We start from the raw sequence: 25,928 nt of genomic DNA, 5'->3' as shown, positions 1-25,928 counted from the left end.
GCCCCGGGTGCCGGGGGAGGACCGTCGGCCGCCTCGTCGGGCGGCCGCGTGGATAGCTACGCGCGGGGGATGGCCGCCGGGTCGGCGGGCCACCAGCAGGTCAGGTGCGCGGGCATACCGACACCCTAGGCGGTGCGCCCCCGCCGGGGAAGGGCGTTCCCACCCGTACCGCCGGGTACCGTGACCCGCGATGAACATTCTCGCTCTCGACCTGGGCACCTCCTCGGTCCGTGGCCTGGTGCTCGACGCCGACGCCGATCCGCTGCCGGGAGCGTTGGCCCGTCGCCGGGTGCAGCTGACCGTCGCCGGGGACGGCACGGGCACCCTGGACGCCGCCGGCTACCTCGCCGGCCTCACCGAGTGCCTCGACGAGCTGGCCGCCGCCGGTCACCTGCGCGACGTCGGGTTGGTCGCGGTCTGCGCGCAGTGGCACTCGGTGCTGCCCCTGGACCGCTCCGGTGACCCGCTCGGCCCGGTGCTGACCTGGTTGGACACCCGGGCCACACCGCCGCCGGGGACGTCCGGCCCGGCCGACCCGGAGGGCTTCCACGCGCGTACCGGGGCATGGTGGCACCGCTGCTACTGGTCGGTGCGGCTGCCCTGGCTGCGCGACCGTACGGCCGGGGTGACCCGGTTCGCCGGCCTGGTCGAGTACGTCCTGGGTCACCTGCTCGACGACGCGCCCATGTCGGTGTCCATGGCCTCCGGCACCGGCCTGCTCGACCTGAGCCGGCTGACCTGGGACGATGAGGCCGTCGCGGTGGCCGGGGCGCGGCCGGGTGAGCTGCCTGAGCTGGCCCCGATGGACTGGCAGGGCCGGCTGCGCGCCGGGTACGCCCGCCGGTGGCCGCAGCTGGCCGGGGCGCGCTGGGCCGCCCCGGTCGGCGACGGGGCCGCCTCGAACGTCGGCTCGGGCTGTGTCGACCCGCGCCGGGCGGCGGTCACCGTCGGCACCTCGGCCGCGGTGCGGCTGGTCCAGCGGGTTCCGGCCGGGACGCCGCTGCCACCCCTGCCGGCCTCGCTGTGGCGTTACCGGGTGGACCATGAGCACGTGGTGACCGGGGCGGCCTACTCCAGCGGCGGGAACCTGTTCGCCTGGGCCGACCGGGAGTTGCGGCTGCCGCAGGGGCCCGACCTCGACGCCGCGTTGGCCCGGATCGCGCCGGACGGCGTGCTCCCGACCGACCCCCGCCTCGGCGGGGACCGGCCACCCGGGCTGGCCCCGGCCGGCTCGGGTGAGCTGCGCGGGCTCAGCTTCTCCAGCACCGGGGTGGACATCCTCGCCGGGCTGATGACCGGGCTGTGCCGGCTGGTCGCCGACGACCTCGCCGTGCTGGAGTCCGGGGTCGACGCACCCGTCGAGGTGGTGCTCGGCGGGGGAGCGGTGACCGCCTCCACGTGGTGGCGTACGGCGTTCGCCGCCGCGCTCGCGCCGCGTCCGGTCCGGCACCGCGCCGAGCGGGAGATCGGGGCGACCGGGGCCGCGCTGGTCGCGCTGGGTCGGGTGCCCGACGCGGACCGGCTCGCCGGCACCGGCCGTACGGAGGAGGACCCCTCGCCGGGCCCGGCCCCCGGAGCAGGCGGCTCCGCCGGCCCGGATGCGCCGTCGACCCGTTGACACGGCTGTCTGGCCTGGTTGGATGGACCCGGCGCCCTGTCGTGGGGACGGGAGCCGAGGAGGCGAGACGTGGACGCAGGTCCCGACCCGACACCGAGCGCGGAGTCGCCGGGTCGGAACCGGTTCGACGAGCGGGTCGTGCCGCACCGGCGGCGTTCGCCGTTGCGGCTGCGGGACTGGCGGATGCGTACCAAACTCGCCACCGTCCTGGTCATCCCGTCGGTGGCGTTCCTGGTGCTGGCCGGGGTGCAGACCGCGGCGCTGGTGGGGCGGACCACCGCGCTCAACGACTTCGCCAGGCAGGTCGGCATCGGACAGCAGATCACCACGGCGGTGGACCGGCTCCAGCAGGAACGCGACCGTACGGCCGGTGAGCTGGCCGCGTTGCGCCGGGCGGGCAGCGCCGCCGAGCGGGATGCGGCGCTGGTCGCGCTGCGGCCGCTGCACGCCGCCACCGATACGGCCTTCGGGGCGTTGCGTGAGGCGGCCGGGCCGCTGGCCGACGCCGACGCCGCCTGGCAGGTCGCCTACGCCGAGGCGGTGGAGGCGTACGACCAGGTGGTCTACATCCGCTCGGCGGTGCCGCCTGCGGTGCTGAGCAGCGACACCATCCTGGGTAACTACCATCGGGCGGTGGAGGCGCTGCTCGGCCTGCTCGCCGAGCCGAGCCCCGGGCCGGAGCGTCCGGAGTTGACCGACGCGGTGCTGCGCTACGTGCAGCTGGCCCGGGTCAAGGAGCTGTCCTCGCGGATCCGGGGCCAGTTGTACGCCGCCGGCCGTGCCGGCCGCTACGGCCTGGAGGACCAGGTCAACCTCACCGACCTGCGGGCGCAGCAGCTCGCCGCGCTGGGCGCGTTCCGGGTGGCCGCGACGACCGCGCAGATCCAGGCGTACGACCGGACCTCGCGCACCGGGGCGTTCGTCGACGCCACCCGGCTGGAGGAGAAGAGCATCAGCACCGGGGGCACCGTCCTGCCCGCGGTGCTGCCCGCGGACCAGTGGTGGACGGCCAGCGAGCAGCGGCAGGAACTGCTGCGGCAGCTGGAGGAGCGGGTGCTCGACGACGCGGTGGTCCGGGCCGACGAGGTCAGCGGCGACCAGTTGCGCACCACCCTGCTGGTGCTGGGCGGCATCGTGGTGGTGCTGGCCCTGGCGGTGCTGCTGGCCGTCCTGGTCGGCCGGTCGATCGCGAACTCGATGCAGCGGCTGCGGGACCAGGCGTTGCGGATCGCCCAGGTGGAGCTGCCGCACGCCCTGAAGCGGCTGCGGACCGTCGACGGCGGGGTGCCGACGATCGACGTGCCGCCCGCCGTGGTCCGCTCGCTGGACGAGATCGGCGAGCTGGCCGAGGCGTTCGTGGCGGTGCACCGCAGCGCGGTCAGCGTCGCGGTGGAGCAGGCGGAGACCCGCCGTACGGTCAACGCGATGTTCGTCAACCTGGCCCGGCGCAGCCAGGTGCTGGTGGAGCGGCAGCTGGAGCTGCTGGACGACCTGGAACGGGAGGAGGCCGACCCGGACCAGTTGGAGAACCTGTTCAAGCTGGACCACCTGGCCGCCCGGATGCGCCGTAACGACGAGAGCCTGCTGGTGCTCGCCGGCACCGAGTCGACCCGCCGGTGGAACCGGCCGGTGCGGTTGGGTGCGGTGCTGCTCGCGGCCAGCGCCGAGATCGAGCAGTACCAGCGGGTCCGGCACGAGTCGGTGGCCGACCTGTACCTGGTGGGGCACGCCGTCGGGGAGCTGGTGCACCTGGTGGCGGAGCTGTTGGAGAACGCGACCGCCTTCTCCCGGCCGGACACTCTGGTCCGGGTGACCGCGTGGGCCGAGGGCGGTGGGGCTGTGGTGGAGATCGCCGACGCCGGTCTGGGCATGAGCCCGACCGCGTTGGCGCAGGCCAACGCGGTGTTGGCGGAGCCGCCGGTGGCCGACGTGGCGGCGGTCGAGCGGATGGGGCACTTCGTGGTCAGCCACCTGGCCGCCCGGCACGGCGTCGGCGTGCGGCTGGCCGCGCAGGGGCAGGGGCTGGTGGCCCGGCTGACCCTGCCGGCGACCCTGCTCGCCCCGGCACCGGAGCCCGACGGGGCACCGCCGACCGGGTCATCCGGGTCGCGGGTGTCGGCCTCCGTCGCCCCCGCCGGCCTGACGTCGCGTCCCGTGGGGCCGCCGTCCGTTGCGGTCGGGCCGTCCTCGCGTCCGGCCGTGTGGCCCGGTCCCGGCGCGGTGGACCCGGCGGAGCTGCCGGTGGCCGGCCGTCGCCCGGTCCCGTCATCGCCGCCGGAGTTGCCCGCCCGCGCCGAGCAGGTGCGGACACCGGTGCCTGCGGCCGACGGCGGCTGGTGGTCCCGGCAGGGTCCCGCCCCGTCGTCGCCGGCCACGCTGGGCGGGAGCACCCCGCCGCCGCTGGTCCCGGTCACCGGCGGCACCAACGACCGCGGGCTGCCGGTGCGGGTGCCGATGGCCCAGCTGACCTCGGTGACCGAGCCGGCCCGGCCGCCGGCCGCCCGGGTCCGCGAGGACCCGGACCCGGAGGCGGTGGGCGGGATGCTGTCCCGGCTCTACAGCGGGGTGCGCCGGGCCGAGGCCGAGGAGACCACCGAATTGATCCTGCCGCCGGGTGTGCGCAGTGAAGGAGGACGACAGTGATGACACTGAGCCAGGAGGCGCGTGACCTGAACTGGTTGGTCAACGCGTTCGCCGAGCGGGTGCCCGGGGTGGCGCACGCGGTGGTGGTCTCCTCGGACGGGCTGCTGGTGGCGATCTCGGCGCAGTTGCCCCGCGACCACGCGGACAAGCTGGCCGCCGTGACGTCGGGGTTGATGAGCATCACAGCGGGCGCCGCCCGGATGTTCGACGGGGACGTCGTCAAGCAGACGGTGGTCGAGATGGGCCGGGGCTACTTCCTGGTGATGCAGATCCGGGACGGCTCGATCCTGGCCACCCTGGCCGGCGCGGACGCGGACATCGGGGTGGTGGGCTACGAGATGGCCCGGCTGGCCAAGCAGGCCGGCGAGATGCTGACCCCGGCGTTGCGCGCGGAACTCCAGCAGGCGCTGCCCCGCTGACGGTCGGTCGGCTGCCGGGCCGGACCGCCCCCACGCGGTCCGGCCGTGCCGGTGGTGTTCCGGTCCCTGTGCCGGCCTACAGGCCGTTGTCCCGGATGACCTGGCGGTACCAGTGGGCACTGCGCTTCGGGATCCGCCGCTGGGTCGGGTAGTCCACGTAGACCAGTCCCCAGCGCTGGTCGTAGCCCTCGGCCCACTCGAAGTTGTCGAGCAGCGACCAGACGTGGTAGCTCTCCAGCGGCACACCGTCGGCGATCGCCCGGTGGGCGGCGGTGAGGTGGTCGCGCAGGAAGGCGATCCGGCCGGCGTCGTCGACGGTGCCGTCCGGGCCGAGGGTGTCCGGGCAGGGCAGGCCGTTCTCGGTGACGGTGATCGGGATCGGCCCGTAGTCGCGGGTGACCCGGGTCAGGGTGTCGTACATGCCCTGCGGGTAGATCTGCTGCCAGTCCGCCTCGCTGGTGGGCCAGCGGGTGACGGTGTTGCCGTTGCCGGTCAGGTAGAGCGGGGTGTAGTACTGCACGGCGAGCAGGTCGATCGGGCTGGCGATGGTCGCCAGGTCGCCGTCGCGGATGCCCTTGGCCATCCGGCTGTCCGGGCCGAGGTCGGCCAGCACGTCGGCCGGGTAGGCGCCGGTGAGGATGGAGTCCAGGTAGAGCCGGTTCTCGTACCCGTCGTGCAGCTTCGCGGCGGCGGCGGCGGCCGGGCTGTCGTCGGCGGGGTAGCACGGGTGCAGGTTGAGTGCCGGGCCGATCCGGGTGTCGTAGCCGGTGGCGCGCAGCGCGCGCACGGCGAGGCCGTGGGCGAGCTGGAGGTGGTGGGCGACCAGGTAGGCGGCGTCGGTGTCCTGCCGGCCGGGGGCGTGGTGGCCCCAGAGGTAGCCGTTCTGCACCACGGTCTTCGGTTCGTTGATGGTCAACCACACCGGCACCTGGTCGCCGATGCCCCGGAAGACCGTGTCGGCGTAGTCGGCGAACCGGTGGGCGGTGTCCCGGTTCTCCCAGCCGCCGTCGTCCTGCAACGCCTGCGGCAGGTCCCAGTGGAACAGGGTGACCATCGGAGCGATGCCGCGTTCGTGCAGGCCGCCGATGATCCGCTTGTAGAAGTCGAGCCCGCGCTGGTTGGGCTTGCCGGTGCCGTCGGCCTGGATGCGGGGCCAGGAGATGGAGAACCGGTAGCTGCGCAGCCCGAGGTCGCGCATCAGGTCCAGGTCGTCGGCCCAGCGGTGGTAGTGGTCGGCGGCCACGTCGCCGGTGTCGCCGTTGCGGGTGCGCCCGGGGGTGTGGCTGAAGGTGTCCCAGACCGATTCGCCCCGGCCGTCCTCCTTGGCGGCGCCTTCGATCTGGTACGCCGAGGTGGCGGCGCCCCAGCCGAAGTCGTGCGGGAAACGCACCCGCTCCGCGGCGGGGTCGGCGGTCGGATCGCCACCCTTCGGCGCGTCGCAGCCGGCGGCGAGGACGCCGGTGGCCGCGGTCAGTCCGGCGCCAGCGGCGGCGGCGGAGAGCCCGGCGCCGGCGGTGGCGGTGGCGGAGAGCGCGGCGCGGCGCAGCAGGCGTCGCCGGGTGAGTATCGACATGGATGTTTCTCCTCAGGGTGCGGGCCACCCCGACGGCCGGGAGCGCTCCCAGCGCGGGCGTGCGACGGCCCGGCCGCCTCGGGAGGCGGACCGCCAGCCTAGAGGGCCGCGCGTGGGCGGCCGGGATGGGGAATGGCGAGTGTGACGGGCGTCGTCAGGGACGGTCGGCCGATCTGCCGAGGGGCAGATAGCGATCGAGGCCGGCCGGGCGGCGCGCACGCCTGACCCGTCGGCCTCTTTTCCCGTCGAGTACGGGGGTTTAGTGTGGGGACGGGGGAGGGCAACCCCCGTCCCCACCTGTGTTGCACACACGCACGCTCGAATTGGCGTCCGGCCGTGCGTGTCGCGCGGGAGCCGGGCCACGCGAGTGGCTCTGGTTCCACCTCCCTCCGTGATGGTGGGTGTTGGCTGGCGACGGTGTCCGGGCTGGCCCGTCGTCAGCCGTTCGGGCTGAACCCCGTGGTCGGGCGACCACGGTTGTGACCTTCACTTGTTGCATCTCCGTCGATGGAAGCGCTCCCATCGGCGATGCTGCGACTGTAACGCCCGTCACGGCTTTGTGAAAGCCCCTAAACGAGATCGAAACATCGACCTGCGTTTCGACAGAGGTAGTTGTTGTGGGAGCGCTTCCATGGCACACTGTCGAATCAACGCAGCGGAGCCAGACACGCGCGAGTGAGTGGGTCGCCGAGGGCATCCGGGTCTCCCGGACGGCACCCGAAGGAACGGCACGACGGCTTGAGTGGCCGTACCCCGTCCCTGCCCCGGCCCACCGGCCGGACCGACCACCATTCCGGCACCTCCGTCCCCCCGCGCACCCCTGTATCAGCGCGTGGAGGTGCCTCCGCCGGGGCCCGCAGCCCCGGCCCGGTCCGAGGAGACACCGCGCACATGAGACTCATGGCAAGACGTCGCCGTACGGCGATGCTCGCCGCCACCGCACTCGCCATCGGCGGGGTGGGCCTGCCGGCCAGCGCGGCCCAGGCCGCGCCGGCCTGCGACGTGGTCTACGCCACCAACGACTGGGGCAGCGGCTTCACCGCGAACGTCACCATCAAGAACCTGGGTGACGCGCTCAGCAGCTGGTCGCTCAAGTGGACCTTCCCGAACAGCAGCCAGCGGGTCACCCAGGGCTGGTCGGCGAAGTGGAGCCAGAGCGGCAGCGAGGTCACCGCCACCAACGAGTCCTACAACGGCAACATCGGGACCGGGGGCTCCACCACCATCGGGTTCAACGGCTCCTACTCGGGCAGCAACCCGAAGCCGACGTCGTTCACCCTCAACGGCACCCCGTGCAACGGCACCCCGGCCAACCAGCCACCGACGGTCTCCCTCGGCGTGCCCACCGGCCCGTTCACCGCGCCGGCCGACGTGCCGCTGACCGCCACCGCCAGCGACCCGGACGGGACGATCAGCAAGGTCGAGTTCTACCGCAACGGCATGCTGGTCAACACCGACACCTCCGCGCCGTACGCGTACACGCTGACCTCGCTGCCGGCCGGCAGCTACACGGTCCAGGCCAAGGCGTACGACAACGCCAACGGCATCGGCGTGTCGGAGAAGTCGTTCACCGTCAGCCCCGCCACCGGCCCGGCGCTGGTCGCCACGCCCTCCGCGGTGAGCGTCAACGAGGGTGGCAGCAGCACCTTCAACCTCAAGCTCAGCGCCGCGCCCTCGGGCAACGTGCCGGTGACCCTCACCCGTGCCGGTGACACCGACATCACGGTCTCGCCGGCCAGCGTCACGCTGACCCCGAGCAACTGGAGCACCGGGGTCACCGTCACGGTCGCCGCGGCGGAGGACACCGACACCGCCGGTGGCACCGCCACCATCACCGCGGCCGGCACCGGGGTCTCCTCGGTGGTGGTCACCGCCACCGAGATCGACAACGACACCCCCGGTGGCGACAACGCCTACGTGGCGAAGTTCCTCGACCAGTACGGCAAGATCAAGAACTCGGGCTACTTCAGCCCCGAGGGCGTGCCGTACCACTCGATCGAGACGCTGATCGTCGAGGCCCCCGACCACGGCCACGAGACCACCTCCGAGGCGTTCAGCTACTGGCTGTGGCTGGAGGCCTACTACGGCCGGGTGACCCAGAACTGGGCGCCGTTCAACAACGCCTGGACGGTGATGGAGAAGTACATCATCCCGTCGCACGCCGACCAGCCCACCGCGGGCGTCGCCGGCACCCCGCAGTACGCCGCCGAGTACAACCTGCCCAGCCAGTACCCGTCGGCGCTGAACGCCAGCGTCCCGGTCGGCCAGGACCCGCTGCGCTCGGAGCTGCAGTCCACCTACGGCACCGGCGACATCTACGGCATGCACTGGCTGATGGACGTCGACAACACCTACGGCTTCGGCCGCTGCGGTGACGGCACCACCAAGCCGGCGTACATCAACACCTTCCAGCGCGGCACCCAGGAGTCGGTGTGGGAGACCATCCCGCAGCCGTCCTGCGACACCTTCAAGCACGGCGGCCAGTACGGCTACCTCGACCTGTTCGTCAAGGACTCGGGCGCCCCGGCCAAGCAGTGGAAGTACACCAACGCCCCGGACGCCGACGCCCGCGCCGTGCAGGCCGCGTACTGGGCGCTGACCTGGGCCAAGGCGCAGGGCAAGCAGGCCGACGTCGCCGCCACCGTGGCCAAGGCCGCCAAGATGGGCGACTACCTGCGGTACGCGATGTACGACAAGTACTTCAAGAAGATCGGCAACTGCGTCGGGGCCAGCACCTGCCCCGCCGGCACCGGCAAGGACTCGGCGCACTATCTGCTGTCCTGGTACTACGCCTGGGGTGGCGCGTACGACGCCAGCGCGGGCTGGTCCTGGCGGATCGGCTCCAGCCACAGCCACTTCGGTTACCAGAACCCGTTCGCGGCCTGGGCGATGACCAACGTGAACGAGCTCAAGCCGAAGTCCCCGACCGCGGTCGGCGACTGGCAGAAGAGCCTCGACCGGCAGCTGGAGTTCTACACCTGGCTCCAGTCCGCCGAGGGCGGCATCGCCGGTGGCGCCACCAACAGCTGGGACGGTAGCTACGCCCAGCCGCCGGCGGGCACCGCCACCTTCTACGGCATGTACTACGACGTCGACCCGGTCTACAACGACCCGCCGTCGAACCAGTGGTTCGGCATGCAGGTCTGGTCGATGCAGCGCATCGCCGAGCTGTACCTGGAGACCGGCAACACCAAGGCCAAGGCGCTGCTCGACAAGTGGGTGCCGTGGGCGATCGCCAACACCACGCTGGGCACCAACTGGTCGGTCCCGTCCGAGCTCAAGTGGACGGGTCAGCCCGCCAACTGGAACCCGAGCAGCCCGGCGTCCAACACCGGTCTGCACGTGGAGGTCAGCTCCACGGGCCAGGACGTCGGCGTCACCGGCTCCCTCGCCCGTACCCTGATCGCCTACGCGGCCAAGTCCGGCAACACGCAGGCCAAGACCACCGGCAAGGGTCTGCTGGACGCGCTCTCGGCGGCCAGCGACAGCAAGGGTGTGTCGACGACCGAGACCCGCGGTGACTACAAGCGGTTCGACGACGTCTACAACGCCGCCGACGGCCAGGGCCTCTACGTGCCGCCGGGCTGGACCGGGAAGATGCCCAACGGTGACACCATCGCCGCCGGCAAGAGCTTCCTGGACATCCGGTCGTTCTACAAGAACGACCCGGACTGGCCGAAGGTCGACGCGTACCTCAAGGGCGGCCCCGAGCCGACCTTCAACTACCACCGGTTCTGGGCCCAGTCCGACATCGCCATGGCGTACGCGGACTACGGGATGCTCTTCCCGAACGGGTGAGTTGACCCCACCGGGTGGGTGGCGCGGCGCCACCCACCCGGAGGCCGACCGGGCCCGGGGGAGCGGACAGCCCGGTCGGTGGGCGGCCTGATTCCCACGGTCAGGCCGGGGGTGGGTCGACCGTCCGGCCGACGCAGCGGAGCGGCCGGCCCACCCCACCATCCCGCTTCCCCGCCGTGGCGGGAAAGCGGCGAAAAAAGAGCGCGCGTGGGATAACGCGACGCCCTGTGACGGAGTACCGTGTTGATCGGAGAGGCCGCTCCCCCCGTGGCGGCCTCTCCTTTTACGTGTGTGCCCCGGCCCCCGCCCCGTCGGCCCCCCGTCCCCGTCCCCGTCCCCGTCCCCGTCCCCGTCCCCGCCTCGCGCCTGACGCCTGACGCCTGCGTCGCCGCGCCCGCGCCGCGCGTCGGCGGCGGGCCGGCGCGGCTCACCCGGGTTCCACCGGGTGCCGCAGCCCCGGATGGCCGGTCGGTAGCGACCGGCGGATGACCACCCAGCTCACCGTCAGCGCCGCCGCCACCAGCGGCCAGGTCAACGCGACCCGGGCCACCGTCAACGCGAGCACCTGTCCGCCCAGCCACAGCGGCAGGAACACCGCCACCCGTAGCACGTAGGTGGCCGCCCACACCCAACTGCCCCGCCCGTACGCCCGCAGCAGCGCCGGGTCGCGCCGCCACCGGCCCCGCTGGCGGAGCGCCGCCCCGACGACCACACCGAGCAGCGGCCGGCGTACCACGATGCTCACCACCCAGACCAACGCGCTGGCGAGGTTCGAGAAGACCTGCACCGCGAAGAAGTCGGCCGCCCGGCCGGTCCGCAGCGCCACCACGGCGGCCAGGCACACGGCCAGCAGCCCGATCAGCACCGCCCGGGGCCGGTCTCCGCGCCGCCACCGCCACAGCGCCACCGCCGTGCCGGCCAGCACCGCCACCGCCACCCCGCCGACGACCGACCGTCCGGTCGCCAGCCAGCCGGCGGTGAACGCCACCGGCGGCAGGGTCGCGTCGATCGCGCCACTGCGCCCGCCGAGCAGACCGGCCAGCGACTCCACCTGATCCGGCGGCCCCGCCGGCTGCGCGTCGGCCGCCGGCTGCGCGTCGGCCGCCGGCTGCGCGTCGGCCGGCGGCTGCGTACCGGCCGGTGGCAGGGCTCCGGTCGGCCGCCTGTCCGCCGGTGGCACGGCGTGGGCAGGTTGTCCGGCCGGTGGCTGCGGGGCCGGCCCGTGCGGTGTCGGCGGGGCCCCGTCCGGCGGCTGCCGGGTCGATCGTCCGTGTTGTGGTGTGCCGGTCACCGTCACCTCCCGTGGTCCCGTGTCAAGGTATCCGGACCGCCCCGGTGGGCCCACGCGCGACGTGCCGCGCGTGCCGCTACGGTGTGCGGGTGCGTGCGACGGCAAGGGGTTGGACCGCGGTCTGGTTGGTCGTGCTGGCATTGGCCCAGACGGCGGCCTTTCTGCTGGTGTGGCGGTTCGCCGTGCACACCGGGACCGGGCAGTGGCTCGACACCGTCGCGTTGACCGGCAACCGGATCGGCCAGGACCGCATCGACGGTCTGGTCAACCGGATCCTCAACGCCATGTCGGTGGTGTCCCTGCTGGCGGCCATGGTGGTGATCTTCTTCATCGCCCTGATCCGGGGCCGCAAGGCGCTCGCCATCTCGGCCACCCTGCTGATCGCCGGCGCGAACGTCACCACCCAGGTGCTCAAGTACGTCATCGACCGGCCCGCGCTCGGCATCGACCCGCAACGCGACGCGGTCGGCAACAGCCTGCCCAGTGGACACACCACCATCGCCGCCTCGGTGGCGCTGGCGCTGATCCTGGTGCTGCCGGCCAAGGTGCGCGTCCTCGGGGCGTTCCTCGGCACCGCGTACGCCGCCGTGGCCGGGGTGGCCACCCTCTCCGCCGGCTGGCACCGGCCCAGCGACGCGGTCGCCGCCTTCCTGGTCGTCGGGGTATGGGCGGCGCTGGCCGGCCTGCTGCTGCTGGTGTTCCAGCACGAGCAGGCGCAGGTCGCCCCCGACGACGCCCACAAGGTGGCCGCCAGCGTGCTCGGCATCGGTGGCCTGCTCGCCGTCCTCGGCTGCGGGTTGGCCCTGTCCGGCCTGCTCGACCAGCAGCAGGTGCCGGTGGACGAGCTGACCCGCCGCACCCTGTTCATCGGGTACGCCGGCAGCGCCGCCGGGATCGCCGGCACCATGGGGGTGGTGGCGGCGCTGGTGCTGCTGTCCGTGCACCGCCTGGTACCCCGCTGGAAGGGCTGACCGGAGGCCGGGGTCGGCACCTGGTGCCCGTGGCCGCTACGGCGTTCCGGGCCGAGTGCGCCCGGCTGGGGGTGGTCCTGTCCACGCTGACCGACGCGGACCTGGACCGGCCCACCCCGTGCCCGCCCTGGGCGGTCCGGGATCTCGTCGCCCACGTCCGCACGGGTGCCGGACGCCTGGTCGACATGCTCGCCGCGCCCGCGCCGCCGCGCGCCGAGGTGGACGCCGCCGGCTACTTCGGCCCGGCGAAGTTCACCCCGCAGGTCGACGCCGACCGGATCGCCAGCGCCCGGCGGGCGGCCCGCGGTCCCGCCGCCCCGACCGGGTCCACGGAAGCGGTGGCTGCCGCGGCGGCCTTCACCGCCGCCTGGCGGGCCACCGACGCGGCGGTGCGGGCGCAGTCCGCCGACCGGGTCGTCCGCACCCGCCACGGTGACCCGATGACGGTGCACGAGTTCCTGGTGACCCGGGTGGTGGAGGTCGGCGTGCACGGGGCTGGACCTGGCGGTGGCGCTGCACCGCGAGCCGTGGCTCACCCCCGCCGCCGCGCGGGTGATCGCCGACCTGGTCACCGGGGGACGACCGGTCCCGGACGGGCTCGGCTGGGACCCCCTCACCCTGGTCTTCAAGACCACCGGCCGCGCCCCGCTCACTCCCGCCGAGCAGCGGATCATCACCGCGCACCCCTGGCCCCACCTGTCCTTCACCGCCCAGCGCTGACCCCCGCCACCCACCCCGCCGCGCGCGGTGATCAAGAGGTTTGCGCGCGGTGATCAAGAGGTTCGCGTCAGCTTGATGATCAGACTTGACGCAAACCTCTTGATCACCGGACTCAGGCGGGCGGCTGATCAAGGGGGCGGGTGGGTAGGGCGGGGGTTATAGGGGTGGGGTGGCTGGTTCCGGGGGGTGGCCCCGGGCCCGGCGGGCGTCGGCCGTGGCGACCCCGCCCAGCACCAGCGCGGCCACCGTGGCGGAGACCAGCGGCACCACGTGCAGCAGCAGCGGGAAGAGCACGACCAGCAGCACCGCTGCGAGCCACCGTGAAGGCGACACCCGGCCGAAGACCTCGTACTCGAAGCGGGCGCGGGCGAGCAGGAAGAGCACCGGGCCGCCCACCACCAGCACCACCCACGCCGCCTCGGGGGAGGTGAGCGGGTGCTCGATGGTCAGCTCGTACCCGATCGCCGTACCGACCAGCCCCACCACCATCGCCAGGTGGGTGTCCGCCGCCGAGCGGCCGGTGTCCGACGGGTGCCGGGACCGCACCACCGCCTCGGCGAGCACCTGCCCGGCCCGCTGCACGTAGATCCGCCACAGCAGCACCGTGGTCACCAGCGCCACCGCGAACGCGCTGGTCCGGGCCGGATCGAACGGGCCCGTGCTGTACGCCAGCCCGCCCACCAGGATCGTCTCGCCCAACGCGACCAGGAAGAACTGCTGGTACCGCTCGGCCAGGTGCTCCCCGGCGACGTCCCAGCGGCTCGCCCTCGACCGGCCCAGCCCCGGCACCGGCCAGCCGAACCGGGCGGCCAGGTACTCCACGACCAGCGCCAGCGCCCAGAGCAGCCCCCGCGGGGTGGGCGACAGGAACGCGCCGGTCAGCCAGAGCACCCCGGTCGCACCGAAGGTGATCAGCATGCGCAGCTTGAGCCGCCGGTACTCGTGGCTGCCGAGGGCCAGCAGCAGCAGACCCGGGCGGGACACCTGCGTCACCACGTACGCCACCGCGAACGCCAGGCCGGTGGAGGTGAACGCGCGGGGGATCGCCACCCCCATCACCATGCTGCCGACCAGGGCGGTGATCACCACGAACTGGAGCCAGCCGTGGTGCGGGTCGTACCGGCTGGTCGTCCACGCGGTGCCCTGCCAGACCGCCCAGAGCGCGAGCAGTAGCAGCAGCGTCTTGACGCCCCCGGTGACCGGGGACCAGCCGGTGGTGCCGCCGGGCTCCAGGGCCAGGTCCTCGAAGGCGCGGAACGAGATCCGGGTGAGCGCGAAGACGTACACCAGGTCGAAGAAGAGTTCCAGGAACGTGGCCCGCTGGGCCGGGCCGGTACGCCGCAGCGGGGCGGCACCGTCGCCGCCCGTCATGCTCGTCGGCAGTCGCCGTCGGCCCGGCCCACCAGGGGTTCGTAACATCCCGGGCGGCTGCGGCGGCGGGTATCGCCGAATCCGCCCGGCTCCGGCCTTGTTCCGGCCGGGGCGAGCGGGCACGATCGACCGGATGACGAACCGATGGGGCTTCACCGTGCCGCTGACCGGTGTCCCGCTCGCCGAGCACGCCGCCGGCTACGCGGCCCTCGCGGAGGCCGGTTTCACCGACCTGTGGTCGTCGGAGGTCAACGGCACCGACGCGTTCACCCCGCTGGCGCTGGCCGCCGCCTGGCAACCCGGGCTGCGGCTGGGTACCGCGATCACCCCCGCCTTCACCCGGGGGCCGGGCCTGCTGGCGATGAGCGCGGCGGCGCTGGCCGAGGCCGCCCCGGGCCGGTTCGCCCTCGGCATCGGAGCGTCCTCACCGGTGGTGGTGGGGGACTGGAACGGGGTGCCGTACACCGAACCGTTCCGGCGTACCCGCGACCTGCTGCGGTTCCTGCGGCCGGCGCTGCGGGGCGAGACGGTCGACGGGGCGTTCGACACGTTCCGGGTGCGCCGGTTCACCCTGGAACGTCCGCCGGCCAGCCCACCGCCGGTGCTGCTGGCCGCCCTGCGCCCGGGGATGCTGCGACTGGCCGCCGCCGAGGCCGACGGGGTGATCCTCAACTGGCTGGCCGCCGACGACGTCGCACAGGCCCTGGCCGAGCTGACCGGGCACGGGCCCGGCTTCGAGGTGGTCGCCCGGATCTTCGTGTGCCCCACCGAGGACGCCGGCTACGCCCGTACCCTCGGCCGGCGGCTGATCACCAGCTACCTCACCGTCCCCGCGTACGCGGAGTTCCACCGCTGGCTGGGGCGTGAGGACGTGCTCGGCCCGGTCTGGGCGGCCTGGGCGGCAGGTGACCGGCGGGCCGCCGCCGCGGCCGTGCCCGACGAGGTGGTCGACGCGCTGATCCTGCACGGCTCGCCCGAGCACTGCCGCGACCAGGTCCGCCGCTACGCCGACGCGGGCGTGGACGTGCCGGTGCTGGCCCTGCTGCCCACCCCGGAGGTGACCGCCGGTGGGGCCGCCGCGCTGGGTGGGCTGATCAGCCGGCTGGGCCCGCCGTCGGCGGTGGACGCCGGGCGGCCGGCGGGGCGGAGCTGAGATGAACCTGACCGACCGGGTCGTGGTGATCACCGGGGGAGCGGGGGGCATCGGCGCGGCGCTGGCCCGCCGCTTCGCCGCCGAGGGCGCCGCCGCCGTCGTCCTGGCCGATCTCGACGCCCGCGCGACCGCCGCCGTCGCCGCGACGGTCGGCCCGGTCGCCCGGGGCGTCGCCGTCGACGCCGCCGACGAGGGCCAGGTCCGCGACCTGGTCGCCGACACCGAGCGACGGTACGGCCGGATCGACCTGTTCTGCGCCAACGCGGGCGTGGCCACCGGCGTCGGCATCGAGGCCCCCGACGCCGACTGGGACCGGGCCTGGCGGGTCAACGTCCTCGCCCACGTGTACGCCGCCCGCGCCGTGCTGCCCGGCATGCTGGCCCGGGGCGGCGGCCACCTGATGCACACCTGCTCGGCGGCCGGGGTGCTGACCGCCGTCGGCGACGCCCCGTACACCGCCACCAAGCACGCGGCGGTCGGACTGGCCGAGTGGCTGGCGGTCACCTACCGGGACCAGGGCATCCGGGTCAGCGCGCTGTGCCCGCAGGGGGTGGACACCCCGATGCTCGCCGACGGGCTGGCCACCGGCCACCTGGCCGCCCGGGTGATCGCCGCCTCCGGCCCGGTGCTCACCCCCGACCAGGTCGCCGACGCGGCGGTCGCCGGACTGGCCGAGGAGCGTTTCCTCATCCTGCCCCACCCGGAGGTCGCCGGGTACGCGCTGCGCCGCGCGCAGGACCCGGACGGCTGGCAGGCCGGCCTGCGCAAACTGGTCCGCCGGTTGCGCGCCGCCGACCCGCCACCGGCGTAGCCGGCCCCGGCCCACCACGGTCCGGTCCGCAGCCACGGTGGTCCGGTTCCGCGCCGTCGGGGTCCGGCCCACGGTCGGGGTGCTCCCGGCCCGCCGCCGTGTCCGGTCCGGCGGGCCCCACCGTGCGCCGGCTCCGGTTCCGGTTCCGGTGCTGGGGGCCGGGGCCGGGGCCGGGTCAGCGGGGCCAGCGCAGGGGGCCGGGATGTGCCGACCAGAGCAGCCGCCGCCAGCGGGGCCGGGCCGCCCGCAGCGCCGCCGCGTACCCCACGGCGACGTCCCGGGCCCGGTCGGCCTGGGCGTCGGTCAGCGTGCCCGGCGCGAAGGCCGCCTGGTTGAGCAGCCCGGCCAATTCCGCCAACCCCACCGGGTCCGCACCGGGGTCACCGGTGCCGGTGCCCCGGGCCCGGCCGGTGTCCTCGGCGAGGGCGCGGCGGGCCCGTTCGGCGACCTCGGTGGCGGACAGGTCCCCGCCGACCGGTCGTCCCGACAGCCGCAGCGCGTCGGTGGTGTGCCGCCACGCGCCGCCCACCCGGGCCCCCGGGTCGCCCCGGCCCAACCGGGCCCGGGTCTGCGCCCGGCGGCACCCGACCAGCCCGGTGAGGACCAGCCCGGCCAGCAGCAACCCGCCGGCGGCGGACCCCAGCAGCAGCGGCGTCGGCCCGTCGCGTTCCCCGGTGCTCCGGGCCGGCCCGGCCGCCGCCGGTGGGGTGGCCGGCGGGGTGCCGGTCGGTTCGGGCACCTCCGACGGCGGTGGGCTCGGTGGGGCCGGGCGGAAGTCGTCCTCCACCGGGCGGGGCGTGGTGTCCGGGCGGGGCCGGGGGTCGAACGGCACCCACCCCACCCCGGCGAAGAGCACCTCCGGCCAGGCGTACGCGTCGGCGGCCCGCACCGGCCCGTCGCCCCGGGCGGTGAACCCCACCACCACCCGGGTCGGCAGGCCGGTCAACCGGCCCAGCACCGCGAAGGCGGCGGCGAACTGCTCCGAGGTGCCCCGCTGACCGCCGCCACCACGCGGCCCGAACAGGAAGAACTCCAGATTCGGGTACGCGTGCCCGCTCGGCGCGTCCGCCACCAGCCGGTAGTGCTCGGCGAGGAACTGCTCCACCGCCGCCGCCCGCGCGTACGGGGCACCGTTCTCCTCGGCCAGGTGGGTGGCGAGCCGGCGCAACCGTTCCGGCGTCCCGTCGGGTACCCGCAGCACCCGGGCCACCTGCGCCCCGGCCGGTACGTCGGCGGTGGCGAGCAGGTTCACGTCCGGCCGTTCCCGCGCCGAGGTGACCGTGTACGTCAACCCCCGGGTCAGCCCCTCCGGCCGGATCAACGTGCCGCTCTGCGGGTCGTACGCCACCCGGGCCCCGTCGACCGTGCGGGGGGTGGCCACCGCGGGCAGCAGCCGGCCGGTCAACCCGGCCACGGTGATCTCCTGCCGGACGGTGTCCGACGCCACCGGGTCACCGCCGGGTAGGACCCGACCTGCGGTGCGGTAATTCGCGCCGACCCGCCAGGTCACCCCGTCGTAGTCGCTGAGCACGGCCAGCCGGATCGTGGTCGGCCCGTCACCCGGGGCCCGGGTCGACACGTCCAGCAGTTCCTGCTGCGGCTCCAACGCCCAGCCCGAGATCCGGATCAGCGGGTTCTCGTCCAGCGACTCCACCCGGGGCGGCGGCACGTAGCGGCGCGGGTCGACCGGCCGGTCGTCGATCCGCCCGGCGAGGGCCGGCCCGAGCAGCGCGGCCGACCCGACCACCACCGCCACCCCGGCGGCGGAGACCACCGTCGCCCGGACCCGCGCCGGGCCGCGTACGGCAGGCGGCAGCCCGGCGACCGGGTCGCCGCCCGGCGTGCGGCCGGCGGCCAGGGCGAGCGCGACCAGCCCGGCGAGGGCCACCGACGGCCCGACCGCCGGTGGGGCGTTCGGGCCGACGACGTAGACGGCCCCGGCGTACAGCGCGGTGGCCGGCAGGAAACCGAGCAGCACCCGGCCGGCCCGCAGCGCGACCTCGGCACCGGCCAACCCGGCCAACCAGGCGGCGACCACCGGCACCAGCACCGTGTCCGGGGCCGGTTCGACCGGGATCATCGCGGTGAGCAGCCGGGGCACCGCGTTGGCGGCGGCGTCGGCGGTCACGTCGAGGAAACCGCCGGGCAGGTCGGCGTGGGCGGCGGCGAGCCGCACCGACCAGGCCGTCGCGCCGAGCATCGCCGCCACCGACAGCGGCGCGACCTGCCAGGACGGCAACCGGCGGGTGGCCACGCTGACCAGCACCGCCGCCAGGGCCGCGCCGGTCACCAGCCGGGTCAGCAGGTCACCTGCGTACACCCGGTCGAGCGCCACGCCGGCCAGGGCGATGGCGGCGACGAGCGTCGCCGGCACGACGGCCGCCCGCAGCAGCCGGACGACGGTCCGGCCCGGCGCACCGCCGGCCGGGCGAGCCTCCCGCGTCGGGTCCGGTCGGGCGGCGTCGAGCCGGTCGGTCACCGTCACCATCGGCCGGTCGCGTCCCACGCGGCGGCGAACGCCGCGCCGTCGACCGCGTCGAGCACCACCGGCCCGGCCGCGCCCGGCGTCGGCCCGGCCGCCCCCAACACCCCCACCACCACCGACGGGTACGCCCCGCGCAGCGCGCCCACCCGGCCGACGTCGTCGCGGCCACCGGGGCCGGTGAGGAAGACCAGCGTGTCACCGGGCCGGTCGGCGCGCAGCCGGGTCAACGTCGCGTCCAGCGCCGCACCGTCGCGGTCACCCGTCGTCGCGCCGTCGGGCCGCCGGCCCGGCAGGTCGGTCAGGGTCACCGCGGCGAGCCGGTCCAGCGGCGGGTCGGCCGTCGCGTCGTCGGCCGGACAGACCAGCAGCAGCACCACCGGCAGGTCCTGCCGGAACGCGGCCACCACCAGCGACGCCGCCGCCTCGCAGGCCGCCTCGAACGACGCGGCCACCCCGGCGGACCGGTCCGGGTGGGCGGCGGCCCGGTTGTCCAGCAGCACCACGATCCGGGGCAGGCTGGTGTCCACGTTCTCCCGCACCATCAGCTCACCCACCCGGGCGCTGGTGCGCCAGTGCACCCGACGCAACTCGTCACCGACCACGTACTCCCGCAGCGAGTCGAAGGTGATCGACCCGTGCGGCACCCCGTCGGTCCGCCCGTCCAGGCTGCGTCCCGCCCCGGTCGGCACCGCCGTCAACGGGTGCACCCGGGGATGCACCCGGACCACCGCCGTCGGCCCGTACGCGCGGGTCGCGGCGTACAGGCCCAGCGGGTCGCGGCGGGTCACCCGCAACGGCCCCACCGGCAGCACCCCACGCCGACGGGTCGGCACGTCGTACCCGACGTCGGTGTCCCGGCCGGGGCGCAGCCGCAGCACCGGTACCGGCACCGCCCGGCCCGCGCACCGGTCCTCGGCCAGCAGGCCGCCCACCCGCAGCCGCCCGGCGTTGCGGACGGTCAACGTCATCCGGGCCGGCTCGCCCACCGCCACCCGGTCCGGGTCGGCCGTGCGGGACACCACCAGCCGGGGCGTGCGGGCCGCCGCCAGCACCGCCTGCCCGACCGCCACCGCGCCCGCCGCCCCCAGCACGGCAAGCTCCGGGTACGCGAACCGCAACCCCGCGCCGAGCAACGCGGTCGCGGCGACGAGCAGCCCGGTGCCCCGGGCGGTGAGCCCCACGCCCGGCCCGGTCAGCCGTGCGTCGGGGTCGACTGGCCCGACGGCAGCGGCACCGGCACCGACGCCACCGCCTGCCGCAGCACGTCGGCGGCGGTCACCCCGCGCACCTGCGCGTCGGCGGTGAGCAGCAGCCGGTGGGCGAAGACCGGTTCGACGAGCGCCTTCAGGTCCTCCGGCATGATCCAGCCCCGGCCGTCGATCAGCGCGTACGCGCACGCCGCCCGGGTCAACGCGATCACCCCACGCGGGCTGACCCCCACCCGTACCTGCGGATGCGACCGGGTGGCCGCGGCCAGCCGGACGGCGTACCCGTAGAGGGGTTCGGCGATGTGTACCCGGCGGGCCATCCGGACCATCTCCCCGACGGTGGCCGTGTCGGTGACCGGTTGCAGCGAGTCGGGGGAGCGGACCGTCGCCCCGCGCAGCACCTCCACCTCGACCGCCTCGTCCGGATAGCCCACCGACAGCTTCACCAGGAACCGGTCCAGCTGCGCCTCGGGCAGCCGGTAGGTGCCGTCCATCTCCACCGGGTTCTGGGTGGCGACCACCAGGAACGGCTGCGGCACCGGATGCCGGACCCCGTCCACCGTGACCGTGCGCTCCTCCATCACCTCCAGCAGCGCCGACTGGGTCTTCGGCGAGGCCCGGTTGATCTCGTCGGCGATGACGATGTTGGCGAACACCGGCCCCGGATGGAACTCGAACCCCCGGCTGGCCTGGTTGAAGATCGTCACTCCGGAGACGTCGGAGGGCAGCAGGTCCGGGGTGAACTGGATGCGCCGCCACTGGCCCTGCACGGTCGCCGCCACCGCCCGCGCCAAGGTGGTCTTGCCCACCCCCGGCACGTCCTCCAGCAGCACGTGCCCCTGGGCGAACAGGGCGGTAAACGCCAACCGCACCACCTCCGGCTTGCCCAGCACGACCGCGTTGACGTTCCCGGCCAGCCGGGCGGCCAACGCGGCGAAACCCTGGACCTCCGGCTGGCTCAGCGGTGCGGGGGTGTCGTTCACGACGGCGGGACGCTCCTCGACTGCGGCGGCGCTGGTCAACAGGTGGGCAGCACGGCGATGTCGTCACCGCTGGCCAGGTTGAGCCAGGCCCAGGGGATGTAGTTGCGCCCCTCGTAGTCGACGCGCACCCACCAGGTGGACTGCTTCTGACCGTTGTAGATCCAGGAGTCGACGTTCTCGCCCTGCCGCCGACAGTACGCCCGCAGCCGGGTGCCCGGCTTCGCCCAACCGACCTGTTTGTCGTTGTCCTGCCGGGGCACCGAGAAGACCTCGTTGCCGTTGCGACCGTCCACATCGCGGTCGCAGTAGGTGCGCTGATCGCCGTCCGGGCCGTTGACGCAGGTCGCCACCCCGTACAGCGGGTCGGTGCCCTGCGCCCGGGTGGCGGTGCCCCGACCGGCGGCGTTGGCGGCCGTCACCGTCACCGTGTAGGCGGTGCCCGGGGTCAGGCCGGTCACCCGCAGGCTGGCGCAGCTGCCCGTGGCGCTCTTCCCGCCGGTGGCGGCGGTGCAGGTCGACTCCCCGCCCCCGGCGTCCACGGTGAACGTCACCGTCACCGACGTCGCGTCCGCCGACGACCCGGTCACCGTCACCCGGGGCGCCGCCACCGTCCGGGCGGTGACGCTCGCCTGCGGCCCCGGCCCGGCCTCGTTGACCGCCCGCACCCGCACCAGCACGTTCTGCCCGTCGCCCAGCCCGGTGACGGTCGTGTCGGTGCCGGTCACCTCGCTGGTCCGCCCGCCCACGTCCACCTGGTAGCGGCTCACCGGGCGGCCGTTCGCCGCCGCCGCCGACCACTGCACCGCGACCGTGCCCGCCCGGTCGGCCACCGTCGCCGCCCGCAGGTCCACCGGCTGCCCGGGGGCGGCGAACGGCACCACCGGCTCACTGAGCGGGGAGGCCACCGAGGCGGCCCCCCGGTCGCTGACCGCGATCACCGTGAACGCGTACTGGGTGCCGTAGGTCAGCTCACCGGCCGGCACCACCAGTTCGGTGCGACGCGACTCGCCGACCGGGGCGTTCGCGCCGGCCGAGGTGGCGGTCACCGCGTACCTGGCGATCCGGTTGCCCTGACCGTCGGCCGCCGGCCAGCGCACCAGCACGGTGCCGTCGGGGCGGGCCTGCGCGCTGACCCCGGCCGGTGGGGCCGGCACCGCCGAGGTCGGCGTCACCGGGTTGCTGCGCCGGGCCGGGCCGTCGCCCCTGCCGTTCACCGCGTACACCGTGAACGTGTACGTCGACCCGTTGGTCAGCCCGGTGACCTCCAGCGACCGCTGGTTCGCCCCCACCTCGTGCCGACGCCCGGCACCCTGCACCACGTACCGCAGCACGGCCGAGCCGTTCGCGGCGGCGGGTCGCCAGGCGACCCGGGCCCGCGCGTCCCCGGCGGTGGCGGTGACCTGACCCGGCGCGCCGGGCTTACCCATCCGGGGCTTCGGCGGCGGAGGCGGCGGGGGCGGGTCGGGCGGCGGGTCCCCGCCCAGCACGTCGTTGGCGTACTTGTCGACGGTGCGTACCCGGTGCGCGTCGTCGACCACCCGCGCGGTGGCCGCACCCGGGGCGTTGATGAACAGGTGGTTCTCCCGCACCTCCAGCTCCAGCGGGCCTCTCGTGCGGCCCGGCCGGATCGTCTCCACCAGCTGCCCGGCCCCGTCGAACGCGTAGACCGTGCCGGTGACCCCGTCGGCGCAGTAGAACCGGCCCGCCCAGGCCACGGCCGGCCCGACCCGGTCGCCGCTGCCCGGCACGACGAACCGGGTGACCACCCGGCCGTCACCGACGGCGAGCACCCGCCGTTCCCCACCGATCGTCACCGGCACCACCGGGCCGCTGGTCCGCGCCGGCACCGCGCCACCCGCGGCGGCCTCCAGCACCGTACGCCGGGTCTGTCCGCCCCGGACGGTCACCAGCGTGCCGGTGGTGCGGTCCAGCACCGCCACCCCGTCGTCCAGGGTGGACACTGTCAACTCGTGACTCGGCTCGGCCACCGGATGCGTCTCGACCCGCCGAGGCCCCCGGTCGTCCGCCGCCCCCGACGCCGGCCCGGACGGCAGCGCGGCGGCGGTGACCGCCGCGACCGTGCCCTCCGACGGCACCGCGATCCACAACCGGCCCCGACCGTCGAACGCGCCGGCCGTGATGCCCGGCGGAAACAGCACCGGGTCACCCACCGGCACCAGCGAACGGGGATCGAGCTGACGCACCACCCCGCGCACCGCGTCCACCACGAAGGCCGCGTCGTCGTGCAGCACCACGTTGACCCCGAGACCGGGCGTGGTGGGGGTGGTCGCGGTGATCTGGAGGGTGGCCAGGTCCAGCGCGCTCACCTGGCCGGTCTCCAGATCACGCAGGATGAGCAGCCGGTCGGTCTGGGTGACCTGCACCGGATGCTGCCGGGCCCCGGGAACCTCCTTGCGGGTGTCCACCCTGGCGGTGATCCCGTTGACCCGGGCCAACTCGCCCCGCGTGCTGCTCCACAGCCAACTGCTGGCGTCGAAGCTGGCCAACGCCTCCTCCGCGGCGCCCCGACCCAGCAGGGTGAGGCCCAGGGCCGCCACCAGCGCGGTCACCGTGCCGACCGTGACCAGCCCACCCCGCCACCGGGACCGTCGGCGGGACGCGCCACTCCCGGCGCTCGCGGCATCGTCGATGCTGGCCACAGCGGGTCGACCTCCGTCCGGTGGCCTCAGACGGCGTGCCGGGTGCCGGACGCCCTCGCCTGAACCGTGGCACATCATAGGGGTCGATCCGGGACGAGGAAACCCGGACCGTTCCGCTTCGGACACCCAGCGTGCCGGTTCGGTGGGGTGTCCTGCCGTCGCGGCGCAGGCCGGAGCACTCGGTCAGCCTCCCCGCCCGGCCGCCCCTGGCCGGCCGTCGTGCTCAGCTGCTCGGCGACGGCCGGACCCGGTCGGTGCAGACCTGGCCGGAGGTGGCGAACGAGTCCGTCGAGTAGACCGCCAACACGGTGAAGCAGTAGTCCACCTCGGCGTTCAGCCCGTTGACCGTGAAACTCGTCTGTCCCGGGTCGACGGTCGCCATCACCCCGAGGGCCCGACCCGTGCGTCCACCCGCGACCATGAACGGCACCGAGCCGCCGCTCGGGTCGGACCAGGTGACCGTGATGGTGGCCTCGTCGTCCCGCAACCTCAGGTCGGCCGGGGGCGGACCGGCCGTTTGCCGGGGGGCGGTGCCGGTCGACCGCTGCGGCCCGTCCGCGTCCCGGCCCAGGGCCAGCGCGCCGACCGTGCCCCCGGCGACCAGCACCAGGACCACCCCCGCCACCACGGCCACCGTCCGGCCCCGGCGGCGCGCCCGCCCGTCCTGCGCCGGGTACGACGGCGCAAGCTCCGGATATCCCGCCCTCTCCACCGCCGGCGGTACGCCCCGGTCGGTGCCACGCTCCCCGCCCCCCGGGCCGGCTGCCCCGGGGGGCGGTCCGGGCTCCACCACTGCCTGTGGCGCGGACGCCGTGGTCGCCCACGGCGCGGGCGCGTGGGCGGCGGTGGGTGCCCTGAACTCGTGCGTGCTGTCCGGTGCCGGTGCCGACGATCCGACGTCCGTTCCCGGTGCCGGCGGGCGCCCGGCATCCGGCGGGGACCCGGCGGCCTGCCCCGAATCCGACGGCCATCCCGGGGTCCGCCCCGCGGTCGATGGCCATCCGGAGGACTGCGCCACCACCGGCGGTGATCCGGCGGTCCGTCCCGGGTACGGCGGCGGACCCGTGGTCTGTTCGGTAGCTACCGGCGGCTCGGTCATCGGTACCAGCGGCATGATGATCGACCGACCTGGTGCGACGTCGTCCCATGTCGGGTCGTCGGCGGGAGCCTCGTCGTCCCCGCCCGCGTCGTCGACCGTCCCGGCGGGGCCGGTGGTCCATGCCGGGACGGGCGTGCCCCCGGCGTCCCCGCCGGGTGGAGTGTCGAGCGGTGCAGTGGTCACCGCCGGATGCCCGGTCCGCAGGTCGACATCTCTGGTGGCTGCGGGTGCCGGTGGTGCGGGGTGCGGCTGCGACGGTGTGGAGGCCGTCGGGAGATCGGCGGGTGCGGCCAGGGTGGGCGGCGGAGCGGATTCGACGGTGGACGCGGGAGCGGCGGTGTCCCCGGACGCTGTGGCGGGAACCGGGTCGGCCGTACCGCGAGGTGCTGCGGTGGGTGCCGGCTCGGCGGCGGTATCGCCGGACGTCGCCCCGGGTACCGCGTCGGCGGATGACGCTGCGGGTGCCGTACCGCCGGGTGGGGTCGCCGCCGGGGTTCGGGTGGGGCCGGGGTGCTGGTCCTCCTCCAGCAGGGGGCCGATCTGCTGGACCCGTACCGTCGGCCGGTCCCAGCCCGGCGCGGGTGGGGTCGCAGCCGGCCCCGGCACGGGCGGGACGGCGGGAAGCGCCGCCGGAGCGGGCGCTGCCGGCGGTGCGGGAGTCGGCGCATCGGCGGGTGCAGGACCCGGTGCGGCCCCGTCGCCGGTCGGGGCGGGCGGGGTGGCGGTGGGCAGGGGATGGACCGGACCGGGCTCACCCGGCGCGGGCGGAAGGGCGGTCGGCTGCCCGTGCCGGATGGGCGTGCCGTCCGATGGCCCGCCCGGCTGGGCGGGGCTGGCGGTGGGCACGGTAGGGATCGGGACCGGACGCCCGTGCTGGGCCGGTGGACCGGACGGCCCCCCGGTCGACGCTCCGGGGTGCGGTGCGGCCGGGGGAGCAGCCGACCGGTCGGGTTCTCCCGGCGGGACGGCATCGCCCGTCGCGCCCGGCGACACGGCGGAGGGGTGCTGCAGGTGCGGCGGCGCCCAGGGCGAGGTGGGTGGTGCGCCACCGGAGACCGGGGCGGGTGACGCCGGGTACCGCTGCGCCGGCGCTGCCTCCGGGGCGGCGTCCGGTGCCGGTGCAGC

At 75.1% G+C, this 25,928-nt stretch carries 15 protein-coding genes and 1 pseudogene; 8 read left to right on the top strand and 8 right to left on the bottom strand.

Annotated elements, in window-relative coordinates; translation table 11 throughout:
* Nucleotides 1-190: 190 nt before the first annotated feature.
* The 3 genes from JQN84_RS15260 (at nt 191) to JQN84_RS15250 (ending at nt 4,680) form a co-directional block, all read left to right on the top strand.
* Nucleotides 191-1,618, top strand: coding sequence for an FGGY family carbohydrate kinase (locus JQN84_RS15260; protein ID WP_204959056.1), 1,428 nt, complete (start codon nt 191-193; stop codon nt 1,616-1,618).
* Nucleotides 1,619-1,687: 69 nt separating this feature from the next.
* The gene (locus tag JQN84_RS15255) at nt 1,688-4,261 is read left to right on the top strand and encodes a sensor histidine kinase (protein WP_281895967.1); all 2,574 of its coding nucleotides are present in this window, start codon (nt 1,688-1,690) and stop codon (nt 4,259-4,261) included.
* Complete coding sequence (locus JQN84_RS15250) at nt 4,261-4,680, top strand: roadblock/LC7 domain-containing protein (protein ID WP_255553967.1); 420 nt, start codon at nt 4,261-4,263, stop codon at nt 4,678-4,680. Before JQN84_RS15255 ends, JQN84_RS15250 begins: the two co-directional genes overlap by 1 nt.
* Nucleotides 4,681-4,756: 76 nt before the next feature.
* On the opposite strand, the gene JQN84_RS15245 is transcribed toward JQN84_RS15250, so the two are convergent.
* Nucleotides 4,757-6,253: a GH1 family beta-glucosidase gene (locus tag JQN84_RS15245; RefSeq protein ID WP_239485503.1), complete on the bottom strand. Its 1,497-nt coding sequence runs from the start codon at nt 6,251-6,253 to the stop codon at nt 4,757-4,759.
* Nucleotides 6,254-7,144: 891 nt separating this feature from the next.
* On the opposite strand from JQN84_RS15245, the gene JQN84_RS15240 reads away from it, so the two are divergent.
* On the top strand, nt 7,145-10,051 hold the full coding sequence (locus JQN84_RS15240) for a glycoside hydrolase family 48 protein (RefSeq protein ID WP_204959055.1): 2,907 nt from the start codon (nt 7,145-7,147) through the stop codon (nt 10,049-10,051).
* Between the two features lie 427 nt (nt 10,052-10,478).
* Here JQN84_RS15240 and JQN84_RS15235 read toward each other — a convergent pair whose 3' ends face one another.
* Nucleotides 10,479-11,102, bottom strand: a complete 624-nt coding sequence (locus JQN84_RS15235; RefSeq protein ID WP_204959603.1) for a DUF3159 domain-containing protein — start codon at nt 11,100-11,102, stop codon at nt 10,479-10,481.
* Nucleotides 11,103-11,425: 323 nt separating this feature from the next.
* Here JQN84_RS15235 and JQN84_RS15230 point away from each other — a divergent pair, with 323 nt between their 5' ends.
* Together JQN84_RS15230 and JQN84_RS15225 are read left to right on the top strand one after the other, a co-directional pair.
* The gene (locus JQN84_RS15230; RefSeq protein WP_204959054.1) at nt 11,426-12,313 is read left to right on the top strand and encodes a phosphatase PAP2 family protein; all 888 of its coding nucleotides are present in this window, start codon (nt 11,426-11,428) and stop codon (nt 12,311-12,313) included.
* Nucleotides 12,301-13,033: pseudogene (locus JQN84_RS15225) on the top strand (maleylpyruvate isomerase N-terminal domain-containing protein). The gene JQN84_RS15230 and the pseudogene JQN84_RS15225 overlap by 13 nt, the downstream one beginning before the upstream one ends.
* Nucleotides 13,034-13,189: 156 nt before the next feature.
* On the opposite strand, the gene JQN84_RS15220 reads toward JQN84_RS15225, so the two are convergent.
* Nucleotides 13,190-14,404 carry a low temperature requirement protein A gene (locus tag JQN84_RS15220; protein WP_204959053.1) on the bottom strand — a complete coding sequence of 405 codons (1,215 nt, stop codon included), beginning with the start codon at nt 14,402-14,404 and terminating at the stop codon, nt 13,190-13,192.
* Between the two features lie 133 nt (nt 14,405-14,537).
* Between JQN84_RS15220 and JQN84_RS15215 the strand changes: the two genes are divergently transcribed.
* The gene (locus JQN84_RS15215; RefSeq protein ID WP_204959052.1) at nt 14,538-15,557 is read left to right on the top strand and encodes an LLM class F420-dependent oxidoreductase; all 1,020 of its coding nucleotides are present in this window, start codon (nt 14,538-14,540) and stop codon (nt 15,555-15,557) included.
* 1 nt (nt 15,558) lies between these two features.
* Complete coding sequence (locus JQN84_RS15210; protein ID WP_204959051.1) at nt 15,559-16,368, top strand: SDR family oxidoreductase; 810 nt, start codon at nt 15,559-15,561, stop codon at nt 16,366-16,368.
* Nucleotides 16,369-16,543: 175 nt separating this feature from the next.
* Here the strand turns inward: JQN84_RS15210 and JQN84_RS15205 are convergent, their stop codons facing one another.
* From JQN84_RS15205 to JQN84_RS15185, 5 genes are all read right to left on the bottom strand, one after another.
* Nucleotides 16,544-18,856 (bottom strand): transglutaminase TgpA family protein, encoded by a 2,313-nt coding sequence (locus JQN84_RS15205; protein ID WP_204959050.1) that lies wholly within the window; start codon nt 18,854-18,856, stop codon nt 16,544-16,546.
* Nucleotides 18,850-20,034, bottom strand: a complete 1,185-nt coding sequence (locus JQN84_RS15200) for a DUF58 domain-containing protein (protein WP_204959049.1) — start codon at nt 20,032-20,034, stop codon at nt 18,850-18,852. Before JQN84_RS15200 ends, JQN84_RS15205 begins: the two co-directional genes overlap by 7 nt.
* 11 nt (nt 20,035-20,045) lie before the next feature.
* The gene (locus tag JQN84_RS15195; RefSeq protein ID WP_204959048.1) at nt 20,046-21,044 is read right to left on the bottom strand and encodes an AAA family ATPase; all 999 of its coding nucleotides are present in this window, start codon (nt 21,042-21,044) and stop codon (nt 20,046-20,048) included.
* 35 nt (nt 21,045-21,079) lie between these two features.
* Nucleotides 21,080-23,704 (bottom strand): fibronectin type III domain-containing protein, encoded by a 2,625-nt coding sequence (locus JQN84_RS15190; protein ID WP_204959047.1) that lies wholly within the window; start codon nt 23,702-23,704, stop codon nt 21,080-21,082.
* Between the two features lie 223 nt (nt 23,705-23,927).
* Nucleotides 23,928-24,416 (bottom strand): fibronectin type III domain-containing protein, encoded by a 489-nt coding sequence (locus JQN84_RS15185; RefSeq protein ID WP_204959687.1) that lies wholly within the window; start codon nt 24,414-24,416, stop codon nt 23,928-23,930.
* Between the last annotated feature and the right edge of the window lie 1,512 nt (nt 24,417-25,928).

Source organism: Micromonospora humidisoli (genome assembly GCF_016900955.1).
Taxonomy (GTDB): domain Bacteria; phylum Actinomycetota; class Actinomycetes; order Mycobacteriales; family Micromonosporaceae; genus Micromonospora; species Micromonospora wenchangensis.
This window is presented reverse-complemented; position numbering and strand designations above follow the sequence as displayed.